This is a genomic window from Pseudomonas sp. 6D_7.1_Bac1 (assembly GCF_025465945.1).
Classification (GTDB): Bacteria; Pseudomonadota; Gammaproteobacteria; order Pseudomonadales; family Pseudomonadaceae; genus Aquipseudomonas.
The window spans coordinates 96,422-109,282 of sequence record NZ_JANLNW010000075.1; the positions used below are offsets into that span (position 1 = coordinate 96,422).

The following is a 12,861-nucleotide window of genomic DNA, read 5'->3' on the forward strand; positions in this document are numbered from 1 at the left end:
AACACATGGGTTTTCTCGCCGGTAAGCGCGTACTGATCGTCGGTGTCGCCAGCAAGCTGTCCATCGCATCCGGCATCGCTGCCGCCATGCATCGCGAGGGCGCTGAGCTTGCCTTCACTTATCAGAACGACAAACTGAAGGGTCGTGTCGAAGAGTTCGCACAAGGCTGGGGTTCGAGCCCTGAGCTGTGCTTCCCGTGCGACGTGGCCAGCGATGAAGAAATCGCCAAGGTCTTCGAAGAACTGAGCAAGAAGTGGGACGGCCTGGACGTCATCGTTCACTCCGTTGGCTTCGCTCCAGGCGACCAACTGGACGGCGACTTCACCGAAGCCACCACCCGTGACGGTTTCCGCATCGCTCACGACATCAGCGCCTACAGCTTCGTGGCCCTGGCCAAAGCCGGCCGCGAAATGATGAAAGGCCGCAACGGCAGCCTGCTGACCTTGTCGTACCTGGGCGCCGAGCGCACCATGCCGAACTACAACGTCATGGGCATGGCCAAGGCTTCCCTGGAAGCTGGCGTACGTTACCTGGCTGGCTCCCTGGGCCCGGAAGGCACCCGCGTCAACGCTGTATCGGCTGGCCCGATCCGCACCCTGGCCGCTTCCGGCATCAAGAACTTCCGCAAAATGCTGGCGGCCAACGAAGCGCAAACCCCACTGCGTCGTAACGTCACCATCGACGAAGTCGGCAACGCCGGCGCGTTCCTGTGCTCGGACCTGGCGTCCGGCATCAGCGGCGAAATCATGTATGTAGACGGCGGCTTCAACACCACCGCCATGGGCAACATCGAAGAGTAATCTTCGCGTTGTCACAAGAAACCCGCCGATTGGCGGGTTTTTTGTGCCCGTCATTTCAGCCCCGCCACGAACCACTGTGGGAGCGAGCCTGCTCGCTATAGCGTACTGACAGGCGATATTAATGTTGAATGTTACGGCCTCATCGCGAGCAGGCTCGCTCCCACAGGGATAGTGTTCAATCTTCGAGCTGCGTCAGACATCGGGCAAACAACTGCTGGATCGGTTGTGTGCGCTGGCTATAGCGCTGTAGCAGTACAATCTCCCGATAGAACGTCAACTCGCCCAGCGCAATGACCCTGACTTTCGCCCCATGCTCAAGCCAGAGCCCGGCCTTGGGAAGTAGAGAGACACCCAGCCCGCACTCGACCATTTTCACAATGGCCTCCAGCTCATCGAGCTCCAGCGCGACTTTCACCTCAATCTGCTGCTCACGCAGAAAACGCGTCACCAGCCGTCCACCGAACGAGTTGCGGTCATAACGCACATGCGGATGGGCGCCGAGCACCTGCAGCGGATCCTCGCCTTCAAGGTCCGGCGGCACGATCAGCACAAAAGGCTCCTGCCGAATCACTTGGACAGACAGTTCCTTGGGCAACTCAAAGGGTGGCTTGATCAGGATCGCCAGATCGAGTTCCCCGGCATCGACCTGACTCAACAGGTTGAGTGACACGCCGGGCACCAGTTTCGGTTCGAGCAGCGGCGCCTGCTGGCGCAGACGCAGGAGTGCCTGAGGCAGCAGACCGGTCTGGGCGGTTGCGACAGCGCCGATTCTCAATTCACCGCGAAACTCACTGACGTCGTCGCTGACCGCCATGCGCTGGAAGGTTTCGATAATGTCCTTAGCCATCGGCAGCGCCCGCTGGCCTGCGGCATTGAGGATGGCCTGACGCCCGGTACGATCGAACAGACGAATACCCAGCGCCTGTTCCAGATTGCGCATTTGCGCGCTGACAGCCGACTGCGTCAGGCCAATGTGCATGCCGGCTGCGGCGAACGTGCCATAGCGCGTCACTGCGATGAAGGTTTTGAGTTCACGCAGCATGAGCGCCTCGATTGATCGATTTTATTTGAGCTGGACGCAAAAATTATCGTCTTTTAAGCAAAAACTACAAGACTAGAATCAGCTCAACTTCCCTGTCGTCGAGGCTGAGCATCATGCGTCTCTCTCCGTTCCATCTGGCTATCCCGGTTTACGACCTTGCCGCCGCGCGGCTTTTCTATGGCCAGGTGTTCGGGCTGGAGGAAGGACGTTCAAGCGAACAGTGGGTGGACTTCAACTTTTTCGGTCATCAGTTGGTCATCCACCAACACCCGAAAACCGCCACGCAGGAATCCGCCCACACCAATGCCGTGGACGGCCATGATGTGCCGGTCCCGCACTTTGGCGTGGTGCTGTCGATGGATGAATGGCAATCCCTGGCTGACCGACTCACGTCGCTGGGCACGCGCTTCGTCATCGAGCCCGGAATTCGTTTCAAAGGACTGGTGGGCGAACAGGCAACGATGTTTCTGTTCGACCCGTGCGGCAATGCGCTGGAGTTCAAGGCGTTCAAAGACATCGAACAGTTATTCGCCAAATAGCGGATCAAGTCCCGGCCCCCGCCCTATCTAGCCCCCCGCCACCGGGCACGGTCCACCCGCGTCTGCCCACAGTTTGAACTGGGTGACAAAAATATCGTGCGGTACCGGCACCGGGCTTCTATTGCCGCCGGGGTTCCACCCCCAGAGCACCAGTTTATCGTCACTGACATGCTTGATCAGCGCAGCAAAATCACGGTCGCCGTTGCTCGAACGGTCCTTGATCATCTGGCATAGCCGATCAGCCGGCAAACCGATCCAGGCCATTTTGTGTGCAACTGAAGGCAAGCCCCAATGCGGTGCACCGGGTGGCGCGTGGGGGCCGTAGCTGGCGGGCGGGTTGCTGTCGGCGTGGCAGGTTGCACACGGCAAACCCGCCGAGCCCTTGCCCTCGGTGCCACGAACCACGTTCATCGCATGTGGGCTCCCGGCGTCGAACTGCAAGGGTGAATCACCGGGGATATGGCAGTTCTGGCAGCGCGGGCTCTGAAACACCTTCTGCACGGTGGCAAACGCCGCCAGCGCGGCTTGATCGTCGGCAAACAAGTCCGAGGTGTAACCACCCATCCCGAGCAACAACAGCGTGCCCAGAAACAACTGTCGCCTCATCTCACACCCCTGCCAATTGCAACGGCAGCTCGCGCAAGCGTTGCCCGGTCAGGGCAAACACCGCATTGGCCACGGCCGGAGCCGTCGGTGGCACCCCGGTCTCGCCGATGCCGCCCGGTTTTTCGGTACTGGGCACGATATGCACCTCGACCACCGGCATTTCATTCAGACGCAACACCTGGAAGTCATGGTAATTGGACTGCACCACTTTCCCGTCCTTGAAGGTCAGCTTGCTGTGCAAGGTGAACCCCAGGCCAAAGGTGATGCCCGATTCCATCTGCGCGGCGATACTCGCCGGGTTCACTGCAATCCCGCAATCGACCGCACAGACCACCCGGTGCACGCGGATCTTCAGGTTGTCCTGGGACACCTCGGCCACTTGCGCGACGTAACTGCCAAAGGATTCGTGCACCGCCACACCCAACGCGTGCCCCGCAGGCAACGGCGCCTTCCAGTTAGCCTTCTCCACTGCCAGGTTCAGCACGCCCAGATGTCGCGGATGCTCTTTGAGCAAGGTCCGTCGGTATTCCACCGGATCCTTGCCGGCCGCCGTGGCCAGTTCATCGACCAACGACTCGACCACAAACGCCGTATGAGTGTGCCCCACCGAGCGCATCCAGAGCACACTGATGCCGGTTTGCGGCGAATGCAGGTCGACCAGATGGTTGGCCAGCCCCTTGATGTAGGGGCTGTCGGCCACGCCTTCGACCGAGGTGGCATCGACACCGTTCTTGACCATCGTCGCTTCGAATGAAGTACCCGCCATGATCGATTGCCCGACCAGTACGTGCTGCCAGGCCTGGGGCATGCCTTTGGCGTCCAGGCCAATGCGCGCCTTATGGAGGAACGCCGAGCGGTAGTAACCACCGCGTATGTCGTCCTCCCGCGACCAGACGGTTTTCACTGGCGCACCGGCTGCTTTGGCGACTTGCACCGCTTCACTGACAAAGTCCGAGGTCGGATTGGCTCGACGGCCAAAACCGCCACCGAGGAATTCGGTATGAATCATCACCTGCTCGGGTTTGAGCCCGGTGATTTTCGCCGCGACCATTTGATCCAGTGTCTGGAACTGGGTGCCGGTCCAGATCTCGCATTTGTCCGAAGTGATTTTTACCGTGCAGTTGAGCGGCTCCATCGGCGCATGGGCCAGATAGGGAACGTTGTATTCAGCTTCGACGGTCTTCACCGCCTTGCTCAACGCGGCACTGATGTCGCCAGCCTGACTGGCCGGGGTACCGGGGACCATGGCGAGTTTGCGGAAGTTTTGCAGCAAGGCATCACTGTCGAGCCCGGCGTTGGGTCCCAGGTCCCAGTCGATTTTCAGCGCATCGCGACCCAGTTTCGCGGCCCAATAGTGATCGGCGACCACCGCCACACCCGTCGGCACCTGCACGACTTTATGCACCCCCGGCAGGGCCAGCGCCGCTGTGCCATCGAATGATTTGACGCTGCCACCGAACACCGGTGAGCGCGCGACCATCGCCGTCAGCAGACCATCGAACTGCACGTCCATGCCAAATTTCGCCTGCCCGGTGATTTTTTCCGGGGTGTCCAGGCGTTTGGTTGGCTTGCCGATGATCTTCCAGTCCTTGGCCTCCTTGAGTTTGATCGACGCCGGATCCGGCACCGGCAATTGGCCGGCGTCATTGGCCAACTCACCGTAAGTGGCGCGCTGGTCACCGGCGATCACTACGCCCGGTTCGGTCCGTACTTTCGAGGGCGCGACGTTGAACCGCTTGGCGGCGGCCTCGATCAGCATCAAGCGTGCGGCCGCGCCGGCCTGACGGTAACGATCGAACTCCATCCAGGTCGAGGTCGAGCCACCGGTGATCTGTATGCCACCAAAGGCCGGCAGACCATAATCGGCTGCCGATGCCGGTGCATGCTCGACGCGAATCTTCGTCCAGTCGGCATCCAGCTCTTCGGCGATTAGCATGGTCAGGCCGGTCCAGATCCCCTGCCCCATCTCGGAGTGCCCCAAGAGCACGGTTACGCTGCCATCGGGGGCGATACGCAGAAAAGCGTTGGGGGCGAACACCGCGTCCGGCGTCGACGCAGCCTGTGCGAAGCGATTGCTCCCCGGAATGACGAACGCCACCACCAGGCCTGCGCCTAGCACGGCGCTGCTTTTCAGAAAATCACGGCGAGAGGTATCGATCACTGCGCTCATTGTCATGCCCTCCCGATTTCGGCAGCACGCTTGACTGCCGCACGAATGCGCGGATAGGTCCCGCACCGACAGAGATTGCCCGACAGTGCCTGATCGATATCGCTGTCGCTCGGCGACGGGATCTTCGCCAGCAACGCGGCCGCCGACATGATCTGCCCCGACTGACAGTAACCGCATTGCACCACGTCGATCTCTGCCCAGGCGCGCTGCACCGGGTGCGAGCCGTCGCTCGACAGGCCTTCGATGGTGAGGATTTTTTGCCCGTTGGCGACAGCCGCCGCCGGAGTAATACAGGAACGCAATGGCGCGCCGTCGACGTGCACGGTGCAGGCACCACACTGGGCCATGCCGCAGCCGAATTTGGTGCCGGTCAGGTGCGCGACATCGCGCAACACCCACAACAGCGGCATGTCGCCTGGGACTTCCAGGGATTGGTCTTTGCCATTGATATTGAACGTCAGCACGGCGATCTCCTCAGGGACTCACGGTGTCCTTTCGCGGCGTCGCTGTGGCAACGGGTGTCTACGCGCGCCTCGGGTTATCCATTTAGCTAAGCGCAATTTTCCCGAAGCCTTGATTTGCGCGACCACCGGTCACAAAAAGGGCTGCGCCGGCCAGGAAAAACACCCGAAAACCCAGACGCCCCTGCACATGCTCTTGCCTTGTCGATTGACGGTGACACCAGACGACAAACGGCTGACTACGCTAATAGTCCAGCCTGATCACTCGTAGAGGAGCACCTTCATGTCCCGCATTCAGAAACTTACGCCCTGCCTGTGGTTCGATGATCAGGCCGAAGCCGCCGCGCAGTTCTACTGTTCAGTGTTCGAACACTCGACCATTACCGCCATCACCCACTACGGAAAAGCCGGTTTCGAGTTCCACGGGCGGCCCGAGGGTTCGGTGATGACCGTCAGCTTCGTGCTGGATGGCCAGACGTTTACCGCGCTCAATGGCGGCCCGATGTTTCGCTTCAGCGAGGCCATTTCGTTTCAGGTCAACTGCCACACCCAATATGAAATCGACCACTTCTGGAACGCGCTGTCCGCAGGCGGTGACAAGCAGGCTCAGCAATGTGGCTGGCTCAAGGACAAGTTCGGTCTGTCGTGGCAAATCGTGCCCGTCGCGCTGATGGAAATGATGACCGACAGAGACACCGACAAATCCCAGCGCTCCATGCAGGCGATGTTGCAGATGAAGAAAATCGACATCGCCACACTCCAGCGAGCCTTTAACGGCGAGAGCTAATACACTCCCATACCGACTGCCAAAGGACGCTTGCAGATGAAACACGCCATGGCCAAAGATGCCGACAAGGCCCCACGCTTCTGGCGCGATGACGCACTGCCCTTCATCGAGGCCCGCTCCATCGCTGACGGCCGCGAGGTCTGCTATGCCCGCCATTCCCACGAGCACTTTTCCATCGGTGCGATCACCGCCGGGCGCAGCACCTATGTCCATGAGCAGTCTGCCTTTGAAGTCGGCACCGGCACCGTGGTGCTGATGAACCCCGGCGATGTCCACGCCTGCAACCCGATCGACGATCAACCGTGGTCCTACCGCATGCTGTACGTCGATACGCCGTGGTTGACCGACCTTCAGCATCAACTGGGTTTCAGCGAAGAACTGGACTTTCGGCGCTTCTCCACCACCCACTGCGACGACAGCGGCCTGTTTGGCGGGCTCAATCAGCTGTATGACATTCTGCTCGACGAACAGTTGGAAACGCTGCAAAAACACAGCGCCACCGTGGCGTTTTTTACCGAAGTTCAGCTGACGCTCAATCCGGCTGAACTGACTGTTCGCGAGCCTAACCTCAAGTTGGAGCGAGCGGCCGATTACATCCGCGACAACTGCACCCTGTCGCTGAAGCTCGAAGACATTTGCGAAGCCGCCGATCTGTCAGCGTCGTACCTGATCCGCGCGTTCAAGCAGCATTACGGCATGACACCCCATGCGTTCCTGGTCAACCGCCGCATCCAGTTCGCCCGCAACCAACTGCGCCAGGGCAAGCTGATTGCCGACGTGGCACTGGAAGCCGGATTCTCTGATCAGGCGCATTTTCAGCGAGCGTTCAAACAGCATCTGGCCGCGACACCGGGGCAGTATCGCGGCTGAAACCCTAAGGCAGAAGCAAGTAACCCGCGCTGACCGTCAGCAACGACGCCATCAACCGATTGAACAGCCGCATACCGCCGGCATTGCTCAGGTAGTGCCGCAGAAAAGTCCCGGCATAGGCCCAGCAGGCCACCGACAGGTAACACACCACCAGATACACCGCCGCAAACTGCCAGACCAATCGCGCTTCGCCGTCGGCAACAAAAGCCCCCATCCCTGCGATACAGGCCAGCCAGGCTTTCGGGTTGAGCCATTGCATCAGCGCACCGTAGAACATCGTCGGCGCCTGCCCTGAATCACCCGCGCTGAGTCGACCATCATCGGTGGCGAGCTTCCAGGCCATGAACAGCAAAAACGCCACCCCGAACAACTGCACCACCCGCGTCAACGATGGCCAGAGCGTTAACAGCTCATGCAGACCCAATCCCATCAGCACCAGTAACAGCACAAAGCCCAGCGTTGCACCCGCCACATGCCGTTGACTGGCACGAAAGCCGTACTGCGCACCCGAGCTCAACGCAACGATGTTCACCGGCCCCGGAGTGATCGACGACGCCAGCGCAAACGCGGCCATGGAAATGATCAGAGTCATTGCACACCTTCTTCAATAGCTGGGGACATCCCGACGCTCAAGGTAGAAGGACGCGGGCTGACTGTATTGAAGAAAAACACCCCATTGCGGGGCCGTGTCGGCGTTTTTTACATCGCCCGCACAACGGTGCCGGCCTGTTGGTCGGCACACCGCGGCACTGCTTTAATCGTGCAACAGCGATGCACCGTATTGATTGAAGCTGTTGCCGAGCGAGCTACCACCAAAACTCATCTTGTTAGCGCCATGGCCGTCGAACTGATGGCAGTCTTCTGAAAAACAGGTGCTGGTGGTCATCACGCCAGAGCAAGCGCTCAACAACAACGTGCCGGCGATCAAAAATGCTTTGACGAGGTTCAATTTCATTTTTCCGTTCCCCTTGGCTGGAAGCGAGGCGATGCACGATCCTGGATAACTATCCTACGCCGCCCGATCATCAGAAACATAATGAAACATTACCAATGGACAGCTTGGGTTCATGCTAGCGGAGCAATCCCGTCAATTGACAACCCACCTCCAACTGCGTAAATCGGTTCACTCCCCTACTTGAAGAGCTTGCCATGGATATAGCAGCCATCCCGTTCGGTACAACCGACTGGTCAACGATCGAACCCACCACCCACGCCGGTGAACGCGGCAACGCCTATTGGCGCACCCGCCAGTTCGGCGCAATACGTGTGCGAATGGTCGAATACACCGCCGGCTACCTGGCAGATCACTGGTGTTCGAAGGGCCACATCCTGTTGTGCCTTGAAGGCGAACTGCACACCGAACTCGAGGACGGCCGCCAGTTTGTGCTCAAACCCGGCATGAGCTATCAGGTGGCGGATAATGCCGAGCCTCACCGGTCGTCGACACTCACGGGGGCGAAGCTGTTTGTGGTTGATTGATCATATGCCTGGCTGCCCCTCTTTGTTCAGATGGCAACATCGGGATCTACCATGACGTTTGATGGGTTACAGATTATTGCGGCTGAAATGTCTGGAGGTAGGCCAACAGGTTCTCGATCTTTTCTGGATCGCTGATACCCCAGAAAATCATGCGCGTTCCGGGTACCACTGCTTTTGGAGCTTCGATGTACGCGGCCAGTGTTTCGCGGGTCCAGACGACGCCTGATGATTTCATCGAGGAAGAGTACTGGTAGTCCGTCGTGCTTCCAGCATGGCGCCCGAAAATGGCATTGAGCTGCGGACCAAAAGAACCCCGTGCCGAACCCCCTACTTGATGGCAGCCGCCGCATATTCGGTTAAATAGTTTCTCACCCGCTTCAGCATCGCCGGCCGCTTCAGCTTGCGTGCTGAAGACCCCTGCATTGAGCAATAAGGCGAAGGTTAGTACTGCGGCTTTCTGCATGTTTTGCTCCAAATCAGGTGTTGCTGACAGCAAAAGCTGGCGGCTATTTCATCATGGACGGCTGCAAAGCTGCCAGGTCATTTGCCTTCAGCCAGAGCATCCTCCCGTCAATGCTTGATGACCTGCTCGACAAAAACGCTGACCGCGCGGCACCTGTCGACGGCTGCACCGCATTACGTCCATAAATGGATGAGTTCAAGCCATTTATACCCACTTATCAACGTATAACCGGCTGGATACGCTGGCATCCACTTCACACAATCATTCAGCATGGGTGCTACATGACACTTTCAACGACGACATTGAGTCCCCTCACCGCGCCTCAAAACGATACCTCGCGCGGCATAAGCCGGCGCACCCGTGGTCAAGGGCACGGCCCCATTGTTCGGCTCATGAGCCCCTCGGACCTGGGCCAGTTACTCAAGCCGTTTGTGTTTCTCGATCTGTTCGAAGCGGATGCCTCGTTCACTGGCAACATGCCGCTGCATCCTCATTCGGGGATCGCGACCATTACCGTGATCACTGAAGGCAACCTGCACTTTGACGATCCGGACGCAGGTTCCGGATTCATTGGCTACGGCGGAGTCGAATGGATGCGCGCAGGCGCGGGTGTCTGGCATGGCAAAGAAATGTCTGCCGGCACCTCGGCGCGGATCCAGGGGTTTCAGCTTTGGATCGCGCTGCCCGCTGACCTGGAAAACGCACCTGTCGACAGCCAGTACCTGGAGGCACCCGCCATCCCGCAGGTTGGGCCGGCCCGCGTAATCCTTGGTGACTATCAGGGCATTCGCAGTCCTGTACGTGCACCCTCAGGTGTGAATTATCTACTGGTCACGCTGGCCGCAGGCCAACGCTGGGAGTACGAGCCGCCGACTGGGCACGAGGTTCTTTGGCTCAGCGTCAGTCGGGGAGCGGTTCATTCGCCGCAGCTTATCCAGGCGGGAGAACTGGTCGCTTTCACGCCAGCTAGCGGTACATTGAAACTTGAGGCCGGGGATAAGGAAGGCGCGGTGTTTGTGCTGGGGTCGGCCATTCCTCACCCGCACGACCTGAAGATGGGTAACTACTCCGTGCACACCAGCCTGGAAGCATTGAGAACCGGAGAGGCAAAGATTGCGGAGTTGGGCAAACGTCTACGAGCTGAGTCCGTGCAGAGGTCCGGATCGGTTTCAGTTCCGATATACAAATGACGCGACCTGCTTGCATACCAGCCAACTCTGGCACGGCCCAACGTAAAATTCTGAGCACGGGCTGATCGCTGCGCATTGCCACCTATACTCAATTTCACCTCCCCTCTCGGGGCCTGCACTGCCCACAATAAAAAGCAAAGGTGGAACATGGTCTGGCAGCAAGTCTACGATCCCTTCGGTAACCCGATGGTCTCGACCCTCATGGCGGCGTTACCGGTAGTCGTGATGCTCACGTCCCTGGCGTTTTTCCATCTCAAGGCGCATCTGGCGGCATTGCTGGCGCTGAGCACGGCTTTACTGATCGCGATTTTCGCCTTTGGCATGCCGGCGAACATGGCCGGTTCCGCCGCGCTGCTCGGCGCCGCCACCGGTCTGCTGCCGATTGGCTGGATCGTGCTCAACATCATCTTCCTGCATCGGCTCACCACCGAGAACGGCTCGTTCAAAGTCCTGCAAGATTCCCTCGCGCGCATCACCGACGATCGCCGTCTGCAATTGCTGCTGATCGCCTTTTGTTTTGGTGCGTTCTTCGAAGGGGCAGCCGGGTTCGGCACGCCGGTGGCGGTGACCGGGGCCATTCTGATCGGGTTGGGTTTCTCTCCCCTCGCCGCGTCCGGCCTGGCGTTGATCGCCAACACCGCGCCGGTGGCGTTCGGTGCCCTGGGCACGCCCATCATCACCCTGGCGAAGGTCACCGGGCTGGATGAAATGGAACTGTCGATGATGGTTGGCCGGCAGTTGCCGTTCTTCTCGGTGCTCGTGCCGTTCTGGTTGATCTGGGCGTTCGCCGGCTGGCGCAAGATGCTGGAAATCTGGCCGGCCATTCTGGTAGCCGGGGTCAGCTTCGCGGTGCCGCAGTTCGTCGTTTCCAACTACCACGGGCCGATGCTGGTGGACGTGATCGCCGCGCTGATTTCCATGGCCTGCCTGACCGGTTTCCTCAAGGTCTGGAAACCCGCCCGCGTGCACACCTCCGCCGCGTTGTCCGGGCGAGTCGACAACTCAAAAATAGACGAGTCCCGGGACGAAAAACCGCTGGCCAGTGCGACCTTTGCCAGCGATACCCGGTCTGCCGTCATGCGTGCGTGGATGCCCTGGATCATCCTCACGGTCTTCGTCTTTGCGTGGGGCACCCAGGGCTTCAAAAACCAGTTCGATACCCGTCCGGCGATGGATCTGCAAACTCACTCGGCCAAGCTCGATCCCCAGGGCCAACCGATGCGCGAGGCGAGCCCGATCTTCGCACCAGCCCTGACCTTCACCTCCCTGCACTTGCAGGTCGAGAAGGTTCCGCCCGTGGTGCCGCAGCCTAAGCCTGAGGAAGCGATCTACAAATTCACCTGGTTCACCAGCACCGGCAGCGGCATCTTGCTGGCGGCGATCCTCGGCGGGCTGCTGATGGGCTATTCCATCCCGCAACTGGTGAGCCAATACCTGCGAACGCTGTGGGTGGTGCGTTTTTCGCTCATCACCATCGCAGCCATGCTCGCCCTCGGCTTCATCACCCGTTATGCCGGCCTGGACGCGACCATGGGCCTGGCCTTCGCCGCCACCGGGATTTTCTACCCCATGTTCGGCACCCTGCTCGGCTGGCTCGGCGTGGCCTTGACCGGCTCGGACACGGCCTCCAACGTGCTGTTCGGCGGCTTGCAACGGGTGACCTCCGAGCAACTGGGAATCAGCCCGATATTGATGGCCGCCGCCAACAGTTCCGGCGGAGTCATGGGCAAGATGGTCGACGCCCAGTCGATTGTGGTGGCATCCACCGCCACCCGCTGGTACGGCCATGAAGGGGAAATCCTGCGCTACGTGTTTTTCCACTCCATCGTCCTGGCCATTCTGGTCGGCGGTCTGGTCACCTTGCAGGCGTATGTGGCGCCCTTCAGCCATCTGGTGGTGGGCGGGCATTGATCGACGTCGCGTGGGTTTCGTCCTGCAGCCTGCTGCCCGGGTTCACCGCCCGGGCCTGGCAACCACTCAAAGCACATGCACCGCTTACGAGTCGACGCTCAAATCGCCAAATGGTATGAGCTTTTTCGGGTAGTGACCCATACTGGGTTTATCCATCCTCGGAAAGGATTCTATTGGTGTTGATCAGGATTGAAGAAGCGGGCACGACCGAAGGCTGGGTGGTCCAGATGGACGCCTGGTGCGTTAAATTCCGCAGCTATGCAGAAGCCCTCGCCTTCGTGAAAAGGCTGGAAGATCGCTTGAATGCACCGCACCCCTTGCCTGTCAGTCTCAATCGAGCTGTAACAGAACCTTCTTGAGGGATCATCGGGTGAAGACGTGTCACAGGCCATCACCACACTCGTCATCATTTTGTAACCTTCCGACAGCAAACTTCACCTACACAACGCGGGCTCTTTTTTTCGCTGCCATCTCAGGCAGCTTTTTTTTGCCTGAAATTTTTGATGGCCGCGGTGCCCGCCCCGACATTGGCCAAAGGCAGGC

Annotated in this window: 15 protein-coding genes; 8 read left to right on the forward strand and 7 right to left on the reverse strand. The window is 59.5% G+C overall.

Features of this window, described 5'->3' with window-relative positions:
• The first annotated feature begins 5 nt into the window (after positions 1–5).
• Positions 6–800: an enoyl-ACP reductase FabI gene (gene fabI, locus NTD87_RS22840; protein WP_262116463.1), complete on the forward strand. Its 795-nt coding sequence runs from the start codon at positions 6–8 to the stop codon at positions 798–800.
• A 175-nt stretch (positions 801–975) separates the two neighbouring features.
• On the opposite strand, the gene NTD87_RS22845 is transcribed toward fabI, so the two are convergent.
• Positions 976–1,842, reverse strand: a complete 867-nt coding sequence (locus NTD87_RS22845) for a LysR family transcriptional regulator (RefSeq protein ID WP_262116464.1) — start codon at positions 1,840–1,842, stop codon at positions 976–978.
• Positions 1,843–1,955: 113 nt separating this feature from the next.
• On the opposite strand from NTD87_RS22845, the gene NTD87_RS22850 reads away from it, so the two are divergent.
• Positions 1,956–2,381, forward strand: coding sequence for a VOC family protein (locus NTD87_RS22850; protein WP_262116465.1), 426 nt, complete (start codon positions 1,956–1,958; stop codon positions 2,379–2,381).
• 27 nt (positions 2,382–2,408) lie between these two features.
• Here the strand turns inward: NTD87_RS22850 and NTD87_RS22855 are convergent, their stop codons facing one another.
• From NTD87_RS22855 to NTD87_RS22865, 3 genes are read right to left on the reverse strand one after another with little or no spacing between them, the layout of a single operon-like run.
• Positions 2,409–2,987, reverse strand: a complete 579-nt coding sequence (locus NTD87_RS22855; protein WP_262116466.1) for a hypothetical protein — start codon at positions 2,985–2,987, stop codon at positions 2,409–2,411.
• Between the two features lies 1 nt (position 2,988).
• Positions 2,989–5,157 (reverse strand): xanthine dehydrogenase family protein molybdopterin-binding subunit, encoded by a 2,169-nt coding sequence (locus NTD87_RS22860; protein WP_262116467.1) that lies wholly within the window; start codon positions 5,155–5,157, stop codon positions 2,989–2,991.
• Between the two features lie 2 nt (positions 5,158–5,159).
• Complete coding sequence (locus tag NTD87_RS22865) at positions 5,160–5,621, reverse strand: (2Fe-2S)-binding protein (protein ID WP_262116468.1); 462 nt, start codon at positions 5,619–5,621, stop codon at positions 5,160–5,162.
• A gap of 280 nt (positions 5,622–5,901) precedes the next feature.
• On the opposite strand from NTD87_RS22865, the gene NTD87_RS22870 reads away from it, so the two are divergent.
• Both NTD87_RS22870 and NTD87_RS22875 read left to right on the forward strand, forming a co-directional pair.
• Positions 5,902–6,405 (forward strand): VOC family protein, encoded by a 504-nt coding sequence (locus tag NTD87_RS22870; protein ID WP_262116469.1) that lies wholly within the window; start codon positions 5,902–5,904, stop codon positions 6,403–6,405.
• A 36-nt stretch (positions 6,406–6,441) separates the two neighbouring features.
• Positions 6,442–7,275 carry an AraC family transcriptional regulator gene (locus tag NTD87_RS22875; RefSeq protein ID WP_262116470.1) on the forward strand — a complete coding sequence of 278 codons (834 nt, stop codon included), beginning with the start codon at positions 6,442–6,444 and terminating at the stop codon, positions 7,273–7,275.
• A 4-nt stretch (positions 7,276–7,279) separates the two neighbouring features.
• Here NTD87_RS22875 and NTD87_RS22880 read toward each other — a convergent pair whose 3' ends face one another.
• Together NTD87_RS22880 and NTD87_RS22885 are read right to left on the reverse strand one after the other, a co-directional pair.
• A complete protein-coding gene (locus NTD87_RS22880) occupies positions 7,280–7,867 on the reverse strand; it encodes a LysE family translocator (RefSeq protein ID WP_262116471.1) in 588 nt (195 codons plus the stop codon).
• 162 nt (positions 7,868–8,029) lie between these two features.
• Entirely contained in the window at positions 8,030–8,230 is a 201-nt protein-coding gene (locus NTD87_RS22885; RefSeq protein ID WP_262116472.1) for a hypothetical protein, read from the reverse strand.
• Positions 8,231–8,424: 194 nt separating this feature from the next.
• Here NTD87_RS22885 and NTD87_RS22890 point away from each other — a divergent pair, with 194 nt between their 5' ends.
• On the forward strand, positions 8,425–8,754 hold the full coding sequence (locus NTD87_RS22890) for a DHCW motif cupin fold protein (protein WP_262116473.1): 330 nt from the start codon (positions 8,425–8,427) through the stop codon (positions 8,752–8,754).
• Positions 8,755–8,827: 73 nt separating this feature from the next.
• Here the strand turns inward: NTD87_RS22890 and NTD87_RS22895 are convergent, their stop codons facing one another.
• Positions 8,828–9,217 carry a c-type cytochrome gene (locus tag NTD87_RS22895; protein WP_262116474.1) on the reverse strand — a complete coding sequence of 130 codons (390 nt, stop codon included), beginning with the start codon at positions 9,215–9,217 and terminating at the stop codon, positions 8,828–8,830.
• 281 nt (positions 9,218–9,498) lie between these two features.
• Between NTD87_RS22895 and NTD87_RS22900 the strand changes: the two genes are divergently transcribed.
• From NTD87_RS22900 to NTD87_RS22910, 3 genes are all read left to right on the forward strand, one after another.
• The gene (locus tag NTD87_RS22900; protein WP_262116560.1) at positions 9,499–10,407 is read left to right on the forward strand and encodes a pirin family protein; all 909 of its coding nucleotides are present in this window, start codon (positions 9,499–9,501) and stop codon (positions 10,405–10,407) included.
• A 147-nt stretch (positions 10,408–10,554) separates the two neighbouring features.
• Positions 10,555–12,318, forward strand: a complete 1,764-nt coding sequence (locus NTD87_RS22905) for an L-lactate permease (RefSeq protein WP_262116475.1) — start codon at positions 10,555–10,557, stop codon at positions 12,316–12,318.
• Positions 12,319–12,494: 176 nt separating this feature from the next.
• Complete coding sequence (locus NTD87_RS22910; protein WP_262116476.1) at positions 12,495–12,677, forward strand: hypothetical protein; 183 nt, start codon at positions 12,495–12,497, stop codon at positions 12,675–12,677.
• Positions 12,678–12,861 lie beyond the last annotated feature (184 nt).